Below are 17,595 nucleotides of genomic sequence, written 5' to 3'. Positions count from 1 at the left end.
CCTCGGATCGCTGCGTAACGTCATCCACGTCAGGTACCCCCAGGGGGTATGCAAACCAGAAGGGATTCAGCGATGACGGCGGCGGTAACTCCGAAGACCGATTGGCATCTACGCGGCGAGTGGTTCGATGTGTGCAGCTGCAAGCTGCCGTGCCCGTGCAGCTTCGCGCAGGAGCCCACGCACGGCGACTGCTTGTTCACGCTCGTCTGGCAGGTCCACGAAGGGCATTACGGCACAACCGATTTGAGTGGCCTTGGCGTGGTGGCCCTGGGCGAGTTCGCCGGCAACATGTGGATCGGCGACCCGGACGCCACCATGAAGCTCATGTTCTACATCGACGAGAAGGCGGACGCTGATCAACGGAAAGCCCTGGAGCGGATCTTCCGCGGCGACGAGGGCGGCTGGCCGGGGGAGTTCGGCGCCCTGATCAGCGAGCTGCGGGGTATCGAGTACGCCCCGATCAACTTCGCCGCGGCCGACGACCTGGCCTACTGGCGGGCGGAGATTCCGGGCAAGGTCGACGTCCGGGTGGATGCGCTGACCGGCCCGACGGCCGACCCGAACCGTCGCGTCACCACCGTCAACGCTCCGGGTGCCGAAGTCGGGCCGGGACAGGTCGCGACGTGGGGTGTGGTCAGGAAGGCCGACGCCGTCGGCTTCGACTTCTCCCACGAGTACCTCGGCGCCTCCAGCAAGCACTTCCCGTTCGACTGGCGGCCCGACGGCGAACTGCCGAACGTCGAGTTGCCGTCCGCCGCGGAGGCGGCCGGCGGATGCTGCTGCGGCTGAGCTGACGAGGACCCGGAAATGACACTGCGCCCAGGGCCTGCCGCTCTCGCGGGGTACGGCCCTGGGCGCAGGATCAATCAGGTACTACTCGGCAACCTCGACCAGACGGTCCACGCTGACCGGCGTCACCCGGAGGGCGGCCGCGGTGCCGATGTCATAGAACAACCCGATCACCTCGAGGTCGCCGGCGCGGTGCCGGGCCCGGACCAGCGGGTGGGCGGCGAGGGTCTGCGCCTGAAGTGCGACGTTGACCATCGACAGCTGGTCGACGACGCCGAACCCTTCCTCGGCCGCGGCGACGGCCACGGGGTGGCGGCCCTCGTCGAAGGCGCGCAACGTCGCATCGCCGTGCTCCAGCCAGGTGTGCAGGTGCTGGTCGTGACCCTGATCGCCGCCCAGCAGCGCGGTCATGGCACCGCAGCTGGAGTGGCCGCACACCACGATCGACGAGACCTCCAGGACCTCGACGGCGAAGGCGATGGCCGCCTCGACCGAGGCGTCGGCGCGTCCCTCCGGGATCAGGTTGCCGACGTTGCGGACCGTCAGCAGGTCACCGGGGCCACTGCTGGTGATGACGTTGGGCACGACCCGCGAGTCGACGCAGGTGATGAACAGCGTCTCCGGCTTCTGGGTGTGGGCCAGGTCTTCCATGTGCGGGCGCAGCACGGGTGCGGTGCGGCGGTGGTAGGTCTCCAGGCCCTCCATCACAGAAGAGGTCTGCGGCTGCGACTTCCACGGGACGACACCCGAGCGCTTGTCGAACGGCGTGAACGTGCGGGTCGGCGGACCGGCCGCCGCGCTGTGCAGCTCGGCGGTGCCGTGCTCGTGAATCTCGACGGAGCCACCGCCGGCGATGTGCTGGCGCTTCCACTCGTCGATGGTCTCGTGGGCGGCGTGGTCGATGAAGTCCACCGACAGCTCGACGGTGACGTCCGAACCGGTCGGCACCGAAGCCAGGGCCGAGGTCAGGCGCGGCAGCGACAGGAAGCTGACCGAGCCCTCGATCACGATGCGCCAGTCGTTACCGGCGACGTGCTCGGTGACGATCTTGGCCCGGATGACGCGCCACACCGTCAGGGCGACCGCCAGGGCGAGGCCGATCAGCACACCCTCGAGCAAGTTGAGGAAGACGACGCCGAGCACCGTGATCGCGTAAACCGCGATATCGCCTGTGCGCCGGGCGGTTTCGATGTGCACCTTCTTGACCAGCTGGCAGCCGATGACGATCAGCAGGCCGGCGAGCGCCGACGTCGGGATCAGCTGGGCCAGGCCGGCGAACGGCACCGCGAACAGCAGGATCCAGAACCCGTGCAGGATGGCCGAAGCCCGGGTCTTGGCGCCCGCGGCGACGTTGGTCGAGCTGCGCACGATGACGCCGGTGACGGGCAGGCCGCCGATGGCGCCGGAGATGGTGTTGGCCGCGCCCTGACCGATCAGCTCACGGTCGAAGTTGGTGCGCGGGCCGTTGTGCATGCGGTCGACCGAGACCGCCGACAGCAGGCTCTCGACGCTGGCGATGAGGGCGACGGTCAGGACGCCCGCGAGGACGGCGGCCCACTGTCCGTCGGGCAGGGTCGGCAAAGACAGCGAGTCCAGCAGCGAGCCGTTGATCTGAATGCGCTTGACGTCGAACGGCAGCAGAACGGACAGCGCCGTCACACCGACGATGGCGACCAGCGGACCGGGGATCCGGTTGACGGGTGCCGGCACCCAGCGCCACGCCACGAGCGTGACGATGACCAGCATGCCGAGCACGAAGCCGGGGCCGTGGACGTTCATCAGCTGCGCCGGCAGCTCGTGGATGTTCTCCCACGCGCTGCTGTTGGACTTGCCGCCCAGCAGCACGTGCAGCTGCTGCAGCGCGATGGTGATGCCGATGCCCGCGAGCATGGCGTGCACGACGACCGGCGAGATGGCCAGCGCGGCCCGGGCCACGCGGCTGAGGCCGAACAGGATCTGGAGGATGCCGGCGCCGACGGTGATGGCGCACGTCACGCCCCAGCCGAATTGGGCGATCAGTCCGGCGACGACGACGGTCAGGCCGGCGGCCGGTCCGCTCACCTGCAGCGGCGAGCCGCCGAGCGCGCCGGCGACGATGCCGCCGACGATGGCGGCGATGATGCCGGCCAGGATGGGCGCGTTGGACGCGACGGCGATGCCGAGCGACAGTGGCAGTGCCACCAGGAATACGACAAGTGACGCGGGCAGGTCGTAGCGCAGTATGGCGCGTAGACCCTTTGCCGGCGGGGCGGTTTCTAGCATGCCTAGGTTTCCGTTCTCCGATTGTTGTCCGATGGACACATGTGCAGATGCGCTGCGCGAGTTTCGGTCCGCGCACCCGCCGACACCATTGTCGATTAAACATGTTGCGAGACAACATGTTTCAGAACTGTTCGACGGTCGCCGAAGATAAGCGACGTCACTTGCTAAGTGCGAGAGTATTTATCGCCAGACAGGGTCGCAAGGCGAGGAAGAGTTCCCATAGAGAACGCAAATCTTCTCCGTGGGCCAGAGGGTTGATCGATTGGGCGACCTGGGATACCGGCTTGAATCGATCCGGTCGGTATGCTCGTGATTGGGGGTCCGACCAGTCAAAATCACTGTATTGCAACGATTCTCGCGCATCACATCGGCTCAGGTAGGTGACGTGAGTCATATCCAGGGACTAATATTTGAACTCGGTATGAACGCAGTGACAATTTTCTGTGTTCTCAACACAATGGAAGAATGACAACGATGTCGGTACCACCACGAGAGCGTCACCCCCGGGCCGCCGTGCTCGGCCAGCTGCCGCGCATGGAACGTGCCGACGGATCTCCCATCCGGGTGTTGCTGGTCGACGATGAGCCGGCGCTGACCAACCTGGTCAAGATGGCGCTGCACTACGAGGGCTGGGTCGTCGAGGTCGCGCACAACGGCCGCGATGCGGTGACCAAGTTCGGCGAGATGGAACCGGACCTCGTCGTGCTGGACATCATGCTGCCCGACACCGACGGCCTGCAGTTGCTGCAGCGCGTGCGCGCGGCCGAGGGCTACACCCCGACGCTGTTCCTCACGGCGCGGGACTCGGTGATGGACCGCGTCACGGGATTGACCGCCGGCGCCGACGACTACATGACCAAGCCGTTCAGCCTCGAAGAGCTGGTGGCTCGGCTGCGCGGACTGCTGCGCCGGTCCAGCCAGCTCGCGCCCGAGTCCGACGAGGTGCTCAAGGTCGGCGACATGGTCCTCAACGGCGCGAGCCGTGAGGTGACCCGCGCCGGTGAGCCGATCTCGTTGACCGTCACCGAGTTCGAACTGCTCCGGTACCTGATGCGTAACCCGCGCCGGGCCATTGCCCGCGCGGAGATTCTCGACCGGGTGTGGAACTACGGATTCGGTGGCAAGTCGAGCATCGTCGACCTGTACATCTCGTATCTGCGCAAGAAGATCGACACCGATCGCGAACCGATGATCCACACAGTGCGCGGCGTGGGCTACATGCTGCGCCCTGCCGACACGGAGGACTAACCTGCCCGAGGTGACGCATGTGACCCGGGTGCCGACTCGAGTGCCGGCCCGTACCCCGGTTCGGGCGCCGTGGTGGCGTCCGCGCACCCTGCGCCGACGCCTCGTGTTCGGCGTCACGTCGCTGGTCACCGTTGTGCTTCTGGCGGTCGGGGTGCTGTCGGTGTACAGCCTGCACAGCTACGTGTCCGCGATGAGCGACGCGGAGCTCGACCGTTCACTCGATGCCCTCGGGCATTCGTATGACCGGCTGGAGATCAAGCGCGGTGATCCGGCGCATCCGATCGACGCCGGCGAAGACGGCCTGACCGCGTTCGGTGGCCAGGCCCCCGGAAATCTCATCGCGGTGCTGCACAAGGGCGTCGTCGTGCAGTCGGCGGTGTTCCCCGACGGCGAACCCAAACCGGTTCAGCCCGACGTCGTCAAGGCCGTCAGCGGCCAGCAGTGGACCAACCTCGGGCCACGGACGGTGAAGCTGCCGCGACTCGGTTGGTACCGGATGGCGGGGCAGGACGCCGGCGGCGGCGACGTGCTGGTCTCGGGCGTGTCCATGGAAGACGCCAACAGCGTGGTGGCGCGCAAGACGGTCGCGGTCGCGGTCATGACGCTGCTGGCCATCGCGCTGACGGCCGTCGGCACCATCGCGGTGGTGAACTACGCGCTGCGGCCGCTGAGTCGCGTGGCCTCGACCGCGGCGAAGGTGGCGACGCGTCAGTTCGGCAGCGAGGACCACCGGATCACCGAACGGGTGCGGCCGGAGGACACCGACCCGCGCACCGAGGTCGGCATCGTGGGGGACACGCTCAACAAACTGCTCGACAACGTCGACAGCGCGCTGGCCGAGCTCGCCGCGTCGCACCGCCGGACACGACAGTTCCTCACCGACGCCAGCCACGAGTTGCGGACCCCGCTGGCCGCCATCCGCGGGTACGCCGAACTGACCCGCCAGGACAGCGCCGCACTGCCCGAGACCACCGAGTACGCGCTCGCCCGCATCGAGTCCGAGGCGCAGCGGATGTCCGGTCTGGTCGAGGACCTGCTGCTCATCTCGCGTCTCGAGGAGCACCAGGACCTCGAGACCGACGATGTCGAACTGTGCGACCTGGTGATCAACGCCGTCAACGACGCCGCGGTGTCGTCGCCCGCGCACCGCTGGCGCTCGCGGCTGCCCGACGTCCCGATCTGGGTACGCGGCGACCCGGCCCGGCTGCATCAGGTGATCGGCAACCTGCTGGCCAACGCACGCGTCCATACGCCGGCCGGAGTATCGGTGACGACAAGCCTGACTCCGGGCCCCGGATATGTGGAATTGACCGTCGCCGATGACGGGCCGGGGATTCCGGAAGAATTGTTGCCGAATTTGTTCGACAGATTTGTGGTCGCCGACAAATCGCGTTCTCGCGCACTCGGAAGCACGGGGCTCGGTCTGGCGATCGTGTCGACGATCGTGAAAGCGCACGGCGGTCGGGTTAAGGTCAAATCCAACACTGCGGGAACGATTTTCCGGGTGCGGCTGCCCATGCTCAAGGAAGTCGGGGAGTACGTGACCATGAGCGAGTCGTACAACCCGCACGCCTCCGAATCGACTGTTTGAGTTTCGCCTGAATTCGACATGAACCATGCGGATATCCGTATGTGTTCGGCCTGAGAATTCCTTTCTCGCCCATTTCCGCGGCTACCGTCGAGGTTATTGATCCGGCGCTCTCGGCGCCGGATGCGGAAAGGGAAAACCATGAAGAGTTCCACCAGGATCTCGGCGACGACAGGAATCGTCCTGGCCCTGCTGGTCGCGGCGGCCGCCCCGGCCGCGGCGCAGCCAGTGGTGCCGCCGGCGCCGGGGGAGTCTGCCTCGCAGACGATTCACCGGCTGCAGACCGAGGGCTTCCGGGTCATCGAGTCGCGCGTCGGCAGCGGATCCATCGACAACTGCACCGTCACCGCCGTCCGGCACGGGCGCGAGCTGTCGAGCCAGGAGGGCAAGCTGCGCGGTCAGAACACCACGGTTTACGTCGACCTCGGCTGCAAGTGATTTGCGGCTGACGCTGCGAGGCGTGGTCATTGGGTTCTACGCTGAGCGGGTGTTGAGCAGAATCCTGATCGGTGCGGTCGTGGCCGCTGGGGCGATCTCGTTGGTTCCGGGTGTTGCCGCGGCAGCTCCGCCGCCGGAGCCGGTGCCCCCGCCACCGGGACCCGCCGCGCCGAACCTCAACGGATTCAAGCCTGTCACCCCGTCGACCTACGCCAGCAAGGACGGCACGTTCTACATGTTCCAGGCCCCCGGCGGTCTGACGTGCATCATGCGCCGCAACGAAGGCGAGTACGGCTGTAGCGGCTCGATGCCGGGCGCCCCGGAGGGCACCAACGTGGTCGTCGGCCAGCAGGTCGGCGCGCCGGCGTTCAACACCCTGAACGGGCCGAAGTACGTCGGCGAGATGCCGGGCGCGGTGCAGACGCTGCCTGGCGGTTCCCGGATCACCTACCGCAACATCACGTGCGGTACCGACGGCACCATGACGGCGTGCGTCAACAGCTTCGACCAGTCCGGTTTCGTGGTCAGCCCGTCCGGCAGCTTCATCGTCAACGAGTCGAATCCGTTGCTGGACAGGCCCAACGACCGCAACCCGTACTTCAACTGAGCCGCGGAGATCAGAACCCTGCGCCGTGCACCTCGTGCCCGGGCTTCTCGAGCATGAGGCCGGCGTAGGCGTCGGCCACCGTGCAGCCGTGGTTGATCACCCGGTCCACCTCGCGGGCGATCGGCATACTCAGCCCGTGCGTCTCGGCGAACTCCATGATCACGCTGGCAGCCTTGACGCCCTCGGCGACCTGGTTCATCGAGGTGATGATCTCGTCGACGGTCTTGCCCTGGCCCAGCTGCTCGCCGACGTGCCGGTTACGGCTGCGCTGACTGGTACAGGTGACGATCAGGTCGCCCATGCCGGCCAGGCCCGCGAAGGTGTCACGATTGCCGCCCATCGCCACGCCGAGCTTGGACATCTCGGCCACGGCACGCGCCATCACCATCGCGCGGGTGTTCTCGCCGATGCCCAGGGAGTAGCCCATGCCGACGGAGATGGCGTACACGTTCTTGAGCGCCCCGGCCATCTCGACACCGATCACGTCGTCGGTTGTGTAGGTTCGAAAACGCCGGGTGCGGAACAGGCCCGCGAGATTCGCGGCGAGGTGCTGGTCCGGCATCGCGAGGACCGCGGCGGCGGCGTATCCCTCGGCGACCTCGCGGGCGATGTTGGGTCCGGCCAGGATTCCGGCCGGGTGCCCGGGCAGCACCTCGTCGACGATCTGGCTCATGCGCATATTGGTGCCCTGCTCCAGGCCCTTGACCAACGACACCACCGGGACCCACGGCCGCAATTCCTTGGCCAGCTCGCCCAGCACGTTGCGGAAGCCGTGCGACGGGACGCCCATCACGATGACGTCGGCGCAATTGGCGGCCTCGGAAAAGTCGGTGGTCGCCCGCAGCGATTCGGGAAGGGCCACCCCGTCGCCCAGATAGCGGCTGTTGCAATGCTTTTCGTTGATATCGGCGGCGGTTTCCGCCGACCGCACCCACTGCAGCGTCGGGCCGCGCCGCGCACAGATCGAGGCCACCGTGGTGCCCCACGACCCGCCACCGAGGACGACGACGGTCGGTACGCGCTGCGCTGATGCCATGGCGACAGGTTATGTCGCCCGGGCGAGCGGAGCGACGGGATTGGCGGACTGTCCGGTCGATGGTGCGACTTGCATGTTGTGTCGGTTGGTACCCCCACGCTGTGCGACGATCGGAGGAGCGATCGCCGAGGGGGTGCGGCAGTAGTGACGGTGACGGTGTCGCGCGTGCGCGCGGCCAAGCCCGGGGCGATGCTCGACGCCGCCGATGACGTGCGGACCACGTCGGCTGCGCTGGAGATCGTGATCGGCGTCGAGCGCGGCCAGCTGGCCAACTTGAAAGCGAACTGGCAGGGGCAGGCGAGCGACGCCGCAATCGCCAAGGCGCAGCAGCTGATCGGCGAGCAGGAGGCCTACCGCGGCCGGCTGGACAAGCTGGCCAAGGCGCTCACCGATGGCGGCAATCAGCTGACGTCGCTGCGCAGCACCCTGCTGGAATTCGTCGACACCGCGCTCCAACTCGGATTCTCGGTCAGCGACGACGGCGTGGTCACACCGCAGCAGTGGCTGATCGGCGACCTGGGGCCCGTCAAGAAGACGGCGGAGTTCTTCACCGACTCCATTCAGGAGCAGCTGAAGGCGTTCGACACCACCGACACGCTCACTGCCACGGCGATCGACCAGGCGGTGCAGGGCCAGAAGCCCTCGGCGCCGGTGAACATCGGCGGGCAGGAGATCCAGATTCCGCCGCCGGGGACGAACCCCGAGGACGTCAACAAATGGTGGACCGGGCTGACACCGGAGCAGCGACAGCAGCTGATCGCCCGGCATCCACCCGAATTGGGCAACCTCAACGGCGTCCCGGCGAGTGCGCGGGACGCGGTCAATCAGCAGGTGATGAACGACGACCTCAACCGGGTCCGTGACGTCGCCAATCGCAACCACGTCTCTGAAGACGACGTCCTCAAGGACCCCGGCCGGTTCGGGCTGACACAGACCGACGCCACGCGGTTCTACAACGCGCGGCGGACCAGCGAGGGGCTGGCGCACCAGCGCGGTTCCACGTTGGACCCGACCAAGGAACGTCCGGTCATGCTCTGGGCTTATCAGCCAGAGGCGGACGGCGGGCAGGGCCGGGCCGCCATCTGCCTCGGAAACCCCGACACGGCCAACAACACGACGGTGATCGTGCCGGGCACCGGCAGCAGCGTCCACGACGGCTGGCTGGCCGACGGCCACGACGATGCGATCCACGTGTACGACCAGGCGGCGCTGGCGGACCCGAGCCGATCGACCGCGGTGATGATGTGGATGGGCTATGACGCGCCCGACAGCTTCACCGATCCACGGATCGCGAACCCGACCCTGGCCCGGCAGGGCGGCGACCTGCTGGCCGCCGACGTCAACGGGCTGGCCGCGACGCATCTCGGCTCGTCGCACGTCACGGTGATGGGCCACTCCTACGGCTCCACCACGGTTGCCGATGCGTGCGCGGGCAGCGGCATGAAAGTCAATGATGTGGTGCTGATCGGTTGTCCGGGAACAGATTTGGCGCACAGCGCCGCGGACTTCCACGTCAACGGTGGCCAGGTGTACGTCGGGGCGGCATCCACCGACCCGGTCGCCCGTCTGGGTATGGGCGGCCCGGGGGCGGCGCAATGGCTGAACACCGAGCTCGGCAACCCGCTGGGACCCGTCGCCGGGCTGGGGACCGATCCATCGGCAGAGGGATTCGGCGCCACCCGGTTCCGCGCCGAGGTGGCCGGCGAAACCGGCTGGAGTTTCCACGACCACTCGAAGTACTACGACATGGGCAGTGAGTCGTTGCGCGCGATGACCGACATCGCCAGCGGGCACAGCGAACGCCTCGCGTCCGACGGACTACTGGCCGCCGAGCGGCATCAGCCGACCTTCTCGACGCCCGACCACGTCGACCTGCCGTTCGGCATCGAGGTCCCGGTGCCACACGTCGACATCCCCATTCCCGGGACCCCGGCATATTCGGATCCCGAATCCAATCGCCCAGGTGAGACGGTGACGAACGACCATGATTACAAGTAGTCGATATCGCGTCGGTACCGCGGCAGCGGCTGCCGTGATTGCCCTGATGTTAGGAGGATGTGGATTGCTTCCCCACGACGATCGCCCAGCGCACCCCATGACCGATGAAGAGTCCATGGCGCAGGTCATCAACGCCGGCAGGCAACTGCGGAAAGCGGCTGGGCTGCAAGACGTTCAAGGCGGCGGCTATCTGGAGTTCTGCAACGACATGGGATCGCCGCTCAACAAGGGCTACATCGAGATGAGTGCGGCGCTGCCGCCGGGCGTCAGCGGTCACGACTATGCCGAGCAGGTCAAGGCGGCCATGCTGGCGTCGGGATGGTCAGACAAGCTGCCCTCCCAACACATGTACGGCGGCACCATCAACCGCGCCGGCGTGGCGGTCAACATCGAGTACTACCAGGGCGAAAATCGGCTCCGGTTCAAGATTTACGGCGAATGCCGCAACGTGACCAACCATTACGGCGACAGCAAGAACAACGGCACCAACCTGACCAAAGAGCTGAACAGCGACAGCTGAACGTCAGCGGTAGTTGACGAACTGCAGCGCCACGTCCAGGTCGGCGCCCTTGAGCAGGGCGATGACGGCCTGCAGGTCGTCGCGCTTCTTGCTCGACACCCGGATCTCGTCGCCCTGAATCTGCGCCTTGACACCCTTGGGGCCCTCGTCGCGGATGATCTTGGTGATCTTCTTGGCCTGCTCGCTGCTGATGCCCTGCTGCAGCGTGCCCGAGACGCGGTAGGTCTTGCCGCTGGGCTGCGGGTCACCGGCGTCGAACGCCTTCATCGAGATGTCGCGGCGAACCAGCTTCTCCTTGAACACGTCGACCGCGGCCTTGACGCGCTCCTCGGTCGAGGAGACCAGCTCGATGACCTCGTCGCCCTTCCAGGCGATGGTGGTGTCGGTGCCGCGGAAGTCGAAGCGGGTGGACAGCTCCTTGGCGGCTTGATTCAGCGCGTTGTCGACTTCCTGCCGATCGACCTTGCTGACGATGTCGAACGATGAATCCGCCATTGGATTGCCCTCCGTATCTGCGCCCCTGGTCGGGGTCCCGTTTTCGTGTTCGGTACATCTTCGTTGTACTCTGCTACTCGCGCCAAACCCGGGGTCACCGGGAGGCGACGAACCCGGCAGGTTGCCCGAGCGGCCAATGGGAGCGGACTGTAAATCCGTCGGCGGAAGCCTACACAGGTTCGAATCCTGTACCTGCCACACTGATCAGGCCCCCTTTCGAGGGGGCCTGATTGCGTTGCGGAGAGCATCTCCGCAGTCGCATCGAGAGCGGTCGTTAGGATTCGACGCATGGTCGAGTCGTCCTCTGAGCGTGATGTCGTGCTCGACGTCGAGGGTTCCGGTGTGCAGCCACCCGTCGACCCCAAGATCCGCAAGCAGTTCGCCCTGCTCGAACGATTCGCGCCGCCCATCGGATCCCGGTGGGCCACCGAGCTGTGGTGCACCCCGCCGATCATCGAGCAGAGTCTGCGCATGCCGCCCGGCGTCGGGCCCGGCGCACCGCTGGAGGCGCACTGGGACGGCCACCGCGTCGCCGGCGAATCCTGGGGCGACGGGCCGCCGGTGTACCTCGTGCACGGGTGGGGCGGGCGCCGGCCGCACCTGGGCATGTTCGTCAAACCGCTGGTGGCCGCCGGTTACCGGGTCATCGCCTTCGACCTGCCCAGCCACAACGAGTCCGACCCGGGCGCGCTCGCGCCGGGCCGCACCACCGCCATCGAATGCGCCGACGCCGTCGCGGCCGTCATCCGCGAGCACGGGCCGGCCCACGCCGTCGTCGCGCACTCGCTCGGGGCCAACGCGACGACCATGGCCGCCGCGGTGAACGGCGCCAAGGTCGGCCGGCTGGTGCTGCTCGCGCCGATGGGCGACTACCCGATGTACCTGGACCTGTTCGCGGCGCGCCACAACTTCGGCCCGCGGATCCGTGCGGGCCTGCAGCGACGGCTGGTCCGCCGGATCGGGATGTCGCTGGAAGACACCAACATGGTCAACCTCGCGGCCCGGGCGGGCCACCCGCCGCTGCTGCTCATCCATGACCCCGACGACCCCGACAGCCCGTACTCGTCGAGCGAGAAGCTCGCCGCCTCGTGGCCCGGGTCGGAGCTGCTCACCACCAAGGGACTCGGGAAACTCGCGCACTACCGCATGCTGCGGCACCGCCCGGCCATCAACGCCGGTCTCGAGTTCATCGGCAGCCCGGCCTGATCGCCGTCGACCGTGGGGGATGACGCGGAAATCCGATTTCCCGCGTAAACCCACACGCTCGACGATTCGGAACGCCGCCGACGGGTTAACGTCACCTGATGGACGCCGCGATCGCTGCGATCGGTCACGCACTGGCCCTGGCCGGTTCGATGACGTGGGAGATTCTCTGGGCGCTGATCCTCGGGTTCGCGCTGTCGGCGGTGGTGCAGGCCGTCGTCCGGAAATCGACCATCGTCCGCCTCCTCGGCGACGACAAGCCCAAGACCCTCGCCGTGGCCGCGGGACTCGGCGCGGCATCGTCGTCGTGCTCGTACGCGGCAGTGGCGTTGGCGCGCTCGCTGTTTCGCAAAGGCGCCAACTTCACCGCGGCCATGGCATTCGAGATCGGCTCCACCAACCTCGTCGTCGAACTCGGCATCATCCTGGCGCTGCTGATGGGCTGGCAGTTCACCGCCGCCGAATTCGTCGGCGGCCCGATCATGATCGTCGTCCTGGCGGTGCTGTTCCGGTTCTTCGTGCGCAGCCGCCTCGTCGACGAGGCTCGCGCGCAGGCCGACCAGGGCATCGCCGGCTCCATGGAAGGGCATGCGGCGATGGACATGTCGGTGCAGGGCGACGGTTCGTTCGTCAGGCGCCTGTTCTCGGGACCTGGCCTCACGTCGGTCTCGCATGTGTTCGTCATGGAGTGGGCGGCGATCCTGCGCGACTTGATAATCGGTCTGCTCATCGCCGGTGCCATCGCCGCGTGGGTGCCAAATGCGTTCTGGGAGAACTTCTTTCTCGCCGACGACCCGACCTGGTCCGCGATCTGGGGACCGATCGTCGGCCCGGTCGTGGCCATCGTGTCGTTCGTCTGCTCCATCGGCAACGTGCCCCTGGCGGCGGTGCTGTGGAACGGCGGCATCAGCTTCGGCGGCGTGGTCGCGTTCATCTTCGCCGACCTGCTGATCCTGCCGATCCTCAACATCTACCGGAAGTACTACGGCACCCGGATGATGCTGACGCTGCTGGCCACCTTCTACGTCTCGATGGTCGCGGCGGGTTATCTCGTCGAATTGCTGTTCGGCGCAACGGGTCTCATCCCCAGTCAGCGCAACGCCATGGTGATGGAGAGTGGCATCTCGTGGAACTACACCACGTGGCTCAACATCGTGTTCCTGCTGCTGGCCGCGGTGCTGGTGATCCGCTTCGTCCGCACCGGTGGCATCCCGATGCTGCGGATGATGGGCGGCTCACCCGACGCCCGGCATGGGGACACCCACGCCGGCCACGATCACCACCAGCACTAGACGATCTTGAGCACCCGCGCCGTCGTCGTGTAGGTGCGCGTCCAGAAGTTGTACGAGACGCCGGTGGTGAGCGCCCTGCTGCCGTCGGCCGTCAACAGCGGATTGCTGCCCACCCCGGTGAGGGCGCCTCCCACCTGCGTGCCGTTCGTGGTGTTGATGACGACGAACTGGCTGCCGGTGCTGACCACCGCTCGGGTGCCGCCGGCACTGAGGACGAGGTAACCGTTGTCGGGCTTCAGGGTGAGGGTGCTGCCGAGCTGCAAGCCGGTGGTCGTGTCGAGCACCGCCACCTGCGACGTGGGGACGCCGGTGGTGTTGAAATTGCTGCTGATGGTCATGGCCACGACCCGGTCGGTATCGGGGCTGTACTGCACGCCATTGAGGAAACCGGTGAGCGTCAAGGTGTTACCGACCTGGGCGCCGGTTGTCGTGTCGAGCACCGTCAACCGCGCGGTGTTGACGCTCGTGGCCCCGTTGTAGACGTTCGTGACGATGAGCACGCGGCTGCCGTCGGCGCTGATGACCCTGGAGCCGAATTCCTCGCCGGCGAAGTCGAGCGTGGTGCCGGTCTGGGCGCCGGTCAGCGTGTCGATCACAGCGACGTGCGTCAAGGTGGTCGCGCCGATGATCACGGCTCGGCCCCCGTCGGGGGTCATCAGCATCGAGCGCCAGGTGCCGGGCAGCGCCACGTCACCGACCTGGTTGCCGGTGGCGAGGTCGACCGTCGCGAGCTTGGTGGTCACCACCTGGGTGACCGGGTCGGTCGACGTCGCGGTGATGACCATGCGGGTCCGGTCAGCGCTGAGCTCGCGCGCCCCGTCGCCGTCGACGACGAGTCCGGCGCCGACGGGCGCGCCGGTAGCGGCGTCCAGCACCGTCAGCCGGGTGGTGAAGGTGCCGACCGGGCCCTCGGTGCGGGCCATGAACACGACGCGGTTGCCCGCAGCGTTGAACATCGGTGCGCCGTACGAGATGCCCTCACCTTCGAGGCCCTGCGTGGTGCCGATCTGGGCGCCGGTCGCGACATTGATCACCGTCGCCTGCGTGGTGTAGCCCGACGCGAAATCCCCGATCTGATTGGTGATCGCGGCGCGGCTGCCGTCGGCGTTCAGCACCGGCGGGGCCAGCTCGTTGCCGGCGATCTCGACGGTGGTGCCGAGTTGCGTGCCGGTGGTGGTGTCGAGCACCGCCACCCGCGTGGTGTCCGGGGTCTCCCAGATCGGGCGGCTGGTGGTGATCAGTGCGCGGGTGCGGTCGGCGTTGAGGACGGGCGCTTCCAACTGGTTGCCGGTGACCGAGACCGTGGTGCCCGTCTGGGCGCCGGTGAGCGTGTCGAGCACCGCGACCTGGGTGGTGCCCGAGCCGTAGGTGGTGGTCAGGGCGCGGCTGCCGTCGGCGGACAGCAGCTGCACGCCGACCGCACCCGGCAGGGTGAGCGTGGTGCCGGTCTGCTTCCCGGTCGCGAGGTCGATCACCGCCAGCTGCGTCGCCGTGGTGCCCGCCGCGGTGATCACGACCCGCGTGCCGTCGGCGCTGAACGCCGGCACGACGGGCTTGCCGGCGATGGACACCGTGCTGCCGACCTGCTTGCCGGTCGCAGTGTCGATCACCGCGACGCGGGTGGTGCTGGTCGTCGAGATGGGCGACGGACCGGTGATGACCAACGCGCGGGTGCCGTCATTGCTCAACAGCGTCGAGCCGACGCCCGAGACGCCGACGCTCCCGATCTTCGTCACTGACGTGGCGATGAGCGAGGGCTGCACCAGCACCCGCACGGTGCGGTCGGTCGCGTCGGTGACGTACACGGCGCCGCTCGGTGCGACGGCCACGGCGTGAGCGCCGGTGGCGTCGGTATCGAACCGGACCGTGCTGACCACGGCCGAGGTGGCGGTGTTGATCACCGAGACGGTGTCATTGCCGTTGGCGACATAGGCGACGCTGCTGTCGGCGCTGACGGCCACCGAGCCCGGGGCGGGACCCACGGTGACCGCACCGGGCATGACGGTGTTGGTGGCGGTGTCGATCGTGGAGAGGGCGCCGCCGGTCTGGCTCGCCACGTACAGCTTGCCGCCGGTGCCGAGGGCCAGGGCACTGGGCGGCGTGCCAACCGCGATGCTGGTGACACCGAGCGTGCTGGTGTCGAGCACCGAGACGGTGTTGCTGCCCTGGTTGGCGACGTACACCTTGCCGGTGCCGAGCGCGAGGGCAGTGGGCTGGATGCCGACGCCGATGGTGCCGGTGACGCTGTAGGTGGTGGGGTCGATGACCGACACCGAGTCGCTGCCCTTGTTGGCCACATAGATTCGGCCGTCCGCGCCGACCGTCAACGCGCTGGGGGTGGCGCCCACCGTGATGTCCTTGGACGTCGTGCTCGGGCTGGCGTCGATCCGCTTGTAGCCGACAGTGTTGATGACCGACACCGTCCCGCTACCGCTGTTGGCGACGTACAACCGCGTGCCGTCGGGACTGAGCGCCAGCGCGCTGGGCGCGGTGCCCACCGAGATGTCCTGCGAGAACCAGCTCGGATTGGCGTCGATCCGTTTTCCCGTGGTCGTGTTGATCACCGACACCGTGTTGCTGCCGGAGTTGGCGACGTAGAGCCGGCCGTCGGCGCCCATCACCTCGGCAGTGGGATTGGTGCCCACCGAGATCGACTTCGAATAGTTCAGCCACGGCGACGGGACGGTCGTCGTCGCGGCCGTGGGGACGGGCTGCGCGGCGGTGGCGACGACGGGCTGCGCGGCGGTGGCGGCCACGGGCTGACTTGTCGACGTGACGGCTGCGGGTTTCGTCTGGGTCTCCACGCGGGTGCGGGTGCCCCAGGCTGCCAGCACGGCGGCCACCGGCGAGAAGTCCGGCGCGGCGGGACCACCGGTTGCCGACGAGTCGAGCGTCGACGCCGACATCAGACTGACTGCGCCGTTGGTGGCGGCCGGGGTGGACGTGGCCGCGGGAGTGGACGTGACTGCCGAGGTCGCGAGGGCTGTGGCGGCCACTGTCCGCGGGGACGACGCCGGCGTGGTTTCCACGTCGGCCTGGATGGCCCGCGGTGTGGGTTTCTTGGTGGAGCCGGTGACGGTCTTCGCGGTCGTCTGCGTTTTCGCGGGCCCGTCCGCCGCTGCCGTTTCGGGTTTGGTGGCGCGCTGCTTCTCACTGCCCGCCTTGCCCGGTGGGCGTTTGGTCTTTCCTGCCTTGGCGCCGGGCTTCTTCGTGTTCGTGCCGGCCGCGTCCGGCGCGGCGTTCTGCGTCGGCGCCGAGGTGGCCCCTGGATTCGCGGCGTCGTCGGCCCGCGCCGTACCCGGTGTGCTCGCGACTGCGAAACCCACCCCGAGTGCCACCGCCAACCCCCCGACCCGTCCGACGTACGTGGCTTTGCTCATGGTCGGTCCTCTCACGCGGCCCGATAGCGGGACAGATATCCCTCTAATGGGAATACCGCATGCGACGCCGTCTGTCTGCAGTACAAACGGCTGATTTCTCGCGGTTGTGCGATTACCGCAATCTCGCCGCGAGAATCGGCTGACCCGCGCCGCCCAGATCATCGATGGCTGCCGGGCGTCCGGTCATCGCCATCAGCAATGCCTCGCCCGGGCCCAGCACCTCGGGTCCGCTGCCGTGCTCCCAAGTCACGTCGGTGGCCCGCAAGCGCAACCCCCGGACTCGCCGACCGGCGCCGAGTCGCGGATTGCCCGGGATCGTCGGCAGGATGCGTTCGAGGCGTTCGGCGGGGATGGTGCGCGGGTCTCCCAGCGCCCGGCGGATGTCCTGGTGGTGGACCGTCGCGTCCACCAGTCCGATCATCCCGCCGAAGCCGGATGTGAGCCCTTGCGGACGCAGGTGGGCCTCGAGGAAGTCCATCAACTGCGCGGGCGTGTAGCTCGCGAAATCGCGCACGCCGACCTCATTGGCGCGCACGACCCGGCCCCGGGCGAAGCGCTGCAACAGGCCCAGGATGCTGAGCTCTTCGTAGCTCACGACATGGGAGACAACGTCTTTCACCGACCATTCGGTGCACAGTGTGGGGGCCTGCCACTGCGCGTCGGACAGCGTCCGCAGATAGGCGGCGAGGTCGCGACGCTCCTCGTATGCCAGGTCCAGCATGGAACGCTGCGACGGCAT

At 67.6% G+C, this 17,595-nt stretch carries 14 protein-coding genes and 1 tRNA gene; 10 read left to right on the top strand and 5 right to left on the bottom strand.

Annotated elements, in window-relative coordinates; all coding sequences use genetic code 11:
* Positions 1–72 precede the first annotated feature (72 nt).
* Positions 73–789 (top strand): DUF1326 domain-containing protein, encoded by a 717-nt coding sequence (locus VXD91_RS30515; protein WP_346417123.1) that lies wholly within the window; start codon positions 73–75, stop codon positions 787–789.
* An 84-nt stretch (positions 790–873) separates the two neighbouring features.
* Here the strand turns inward: VXD91_RS30515 and VXD91_RS30510 are convergent, their stop codons facing one another.
* Entirely contained in the window at positions 874–3,051 is a 2,178-nt protein-coding gene (locus VXD91_RS30510; RefSeq protein ID WP_346417122.1) for a bifunctional SulP family inorganic anion transporter/carbonic anhydrase, read from the bottom strand.
* A 465-nt stretch (positions 3,052–3,516) separates the two neighbouring features.
* Here VXD91_RS30510 and VXD91_RS30505 point away from each other — a divergent pair, with 465 nt between their 5' ends.
* The 4 genes from VXD91_RS30505 to VXD91_RS30490 all read left to right on the top strand — a co-directional run bounded on the left by VXD91_RS30505 (position 3,517) and on the right by VXD91_RS30490 (position 6,932).
* A complete protein-coding gene (locus VXD91_RS30505) occupies positions 3,517–4,299 on the top strand; it encodes a response regulator transcription factor (protein ID WP_133425381.1) in 783 nt (260 codons plus the stop codon).
* A gap of 19 nt (positions 4,300–4,318) precedes the next feature.
* Complete coding sequence (locus tag VXD91_RS30500) at positions 4,319–5,890, top strand: HAMP domain-containing sensor histidine kinase (protein WP_226522257.1); 1,572 nt, start codon at positions 4,319–4,321, stop codon at positions 5,888–5,890.
* A 138-nt stretch (positions 5,891–6,028) separates the two neighbouring features.
* Positions 6,029–6,325: a hypothetical protein gene (locus tag VXD91_RS30495; RefSeq protein WP_226519595.1), complete on the top strand. Its 297-nt coding sequence runs from the start codon at positions 6,029–6,031 to the stop codon at positions 6,323–6,325.
* A gap of 49 nt (positions 6,326–6,374) precedes the next feature.
* Positions 6,375–6,932, top strand: coding sequence for a hypothetical protein (locus VXD91_RS30490; protein WP_226519594.1), 558 nt, complete (start codon positions 6,375–6,377; stop codon positions 6,930–6,932).
* Between the two features lie 10 nt (positions 6,933–6,942).
* On the opposite strand, the gene VXD91_RS30485 is transcribed toward VXD91_RS30490, so the two are convergent.
* Entirely contained in the window at positions 6,943–7,968 is a 1,026-nt protein-coding gene (locus tag VXD91_RS30485) for an NAD(P)H-dependent glycerol-3-phosphate dehydrogenase (RefSeq protein WP_226519593.1), read from the bottom strand.
* Between the two features lie 144 nt (positions 7,969–8,112).
* On the opposite strand from VXD91_RS30485, the gene VXD91_RS30480 reads away from it, so the two are divergent.
* Positions 8,113–9,966 carry an alpha/beta hydrolase gene (locus tag VXD91_RS30480; RefSeq protein WP_293019736.1) on the top strand — a complete coding sequence of 618 codons (1,854 nt, stop codon included), beginning with the start codon at positions 8,113–8,115 and terminating at the stop codon, positions 9,964–9,966.
* A gap of 115 nt (positions 9,967–10,081) precedes the next feature.
* The gene (locus VXD91_RS30475) at positions 10,082–10,486 is read left to right on the top strand and encodes a hypothetical protein (protein WP_293019738.1); all 405 of its coding nucleotides are present in this window, start codon (positions 10,082–10,084) and stop codon (positions 10,484–10,486) included.
* A gap of 3 nt (positions 10,487–10,489) precedes the next feature.
* Here VXD91_RS30475 and VXD91_RS30470 read toward each other — a convergent pair whose 3' ends face one another.
* Entirely contained in the window at positions 10,490–10,981 is a 492-nt protein-coding gene (locus tag VXD91_RS30470; protein WP_020101292.1) for a YajQ family cyclic di-GMP-binding protein, read from the bottom strand.
* Positions 10,982–11,096: 115 nt separating this feature from the next.
* On the opposite strand from VXD91_RS30470, the gene VXD91_RS30465 reads away from it, so the two are divergent.
* The 3 genes from VXD91_RS30465 to VXD91_RS30455 all read left to right on the top strand — a co-directional run bounded on the left by VXD91_RS30465 (position 11,097) and on the right by VXD91_RS30455 (position 13,476).
* A tRNA-Tyr gene (locus VXD91_RS30465) sits at positions 11,097–11,179 on the top strand.
* Between the two features lie 90 nt (positions 11,180–11,269).
* Entirely contained in the window at positions 11,270–12,187 is a 918-nt protein-coding gene (locus VXD91_RS30460; protein ID WP_133425377.1) for an alpha/beta fold hydrolase, read from the top strand.
* A 98-nt stretch (positions 12,188–12,285) separates the two neighbouring features.
* A complete protein-coding gene (locus VXD91_RS30455; RefSeq protein WP_226519561.1) occupies positions 12,286–13,476 on the top strand; it encodes a permease in 1,191 nt (396 codons plus the stop codon).
* Here VXD91_RS30455 and VXD91_RS30450 read toward each other — a convergent pair.
* Together VXD91_RS30450 and VXD91_RS30445 are read right to left on the bottom strand one after the other, a co-directional pair.
* Positions 13,473–16,856, bottom strand: a complete 3,384-nt coding sequence (locus VXD91_RS30450; protein WP_346417121.1) for an SMP-30/gluconolactonase/LRE family protein — start codon at positions 16,854–16,856, stop codon at positions 13,473–13,475. The two genes, VXD91_RS30455 and VXD91_RS30450, sit on opposite strands and share 4 nt — an antisense overlap.
* A 112-nt stretch (positions 16,857–16,968) precedes the next feature.
* Positions 16,969–17,595, bottom strand: a complete 627-nt coding sequence (locus VXD91_RS30445) for a maleylpyruvate isomerase family mycothiol-dependent enzyme (RefSeq protein WP_226519559.1) — start codon at positions 17,593–17,595, stop codon at positions 16,969–16,971.

It is taken from the genome of Mycobacterium sp. SM3041, from assembly GCF_039668335.1.
GTDB lineage: Bacteria > Actinomycetota > Actinomycetes > Mycobacteriales > Mycobacteriaceae > Mycobacterium.
Note: the sequence above shows the minus strand (reverse complement) of the source record. Positions and strands in the feature narration are given on the sequence as shown.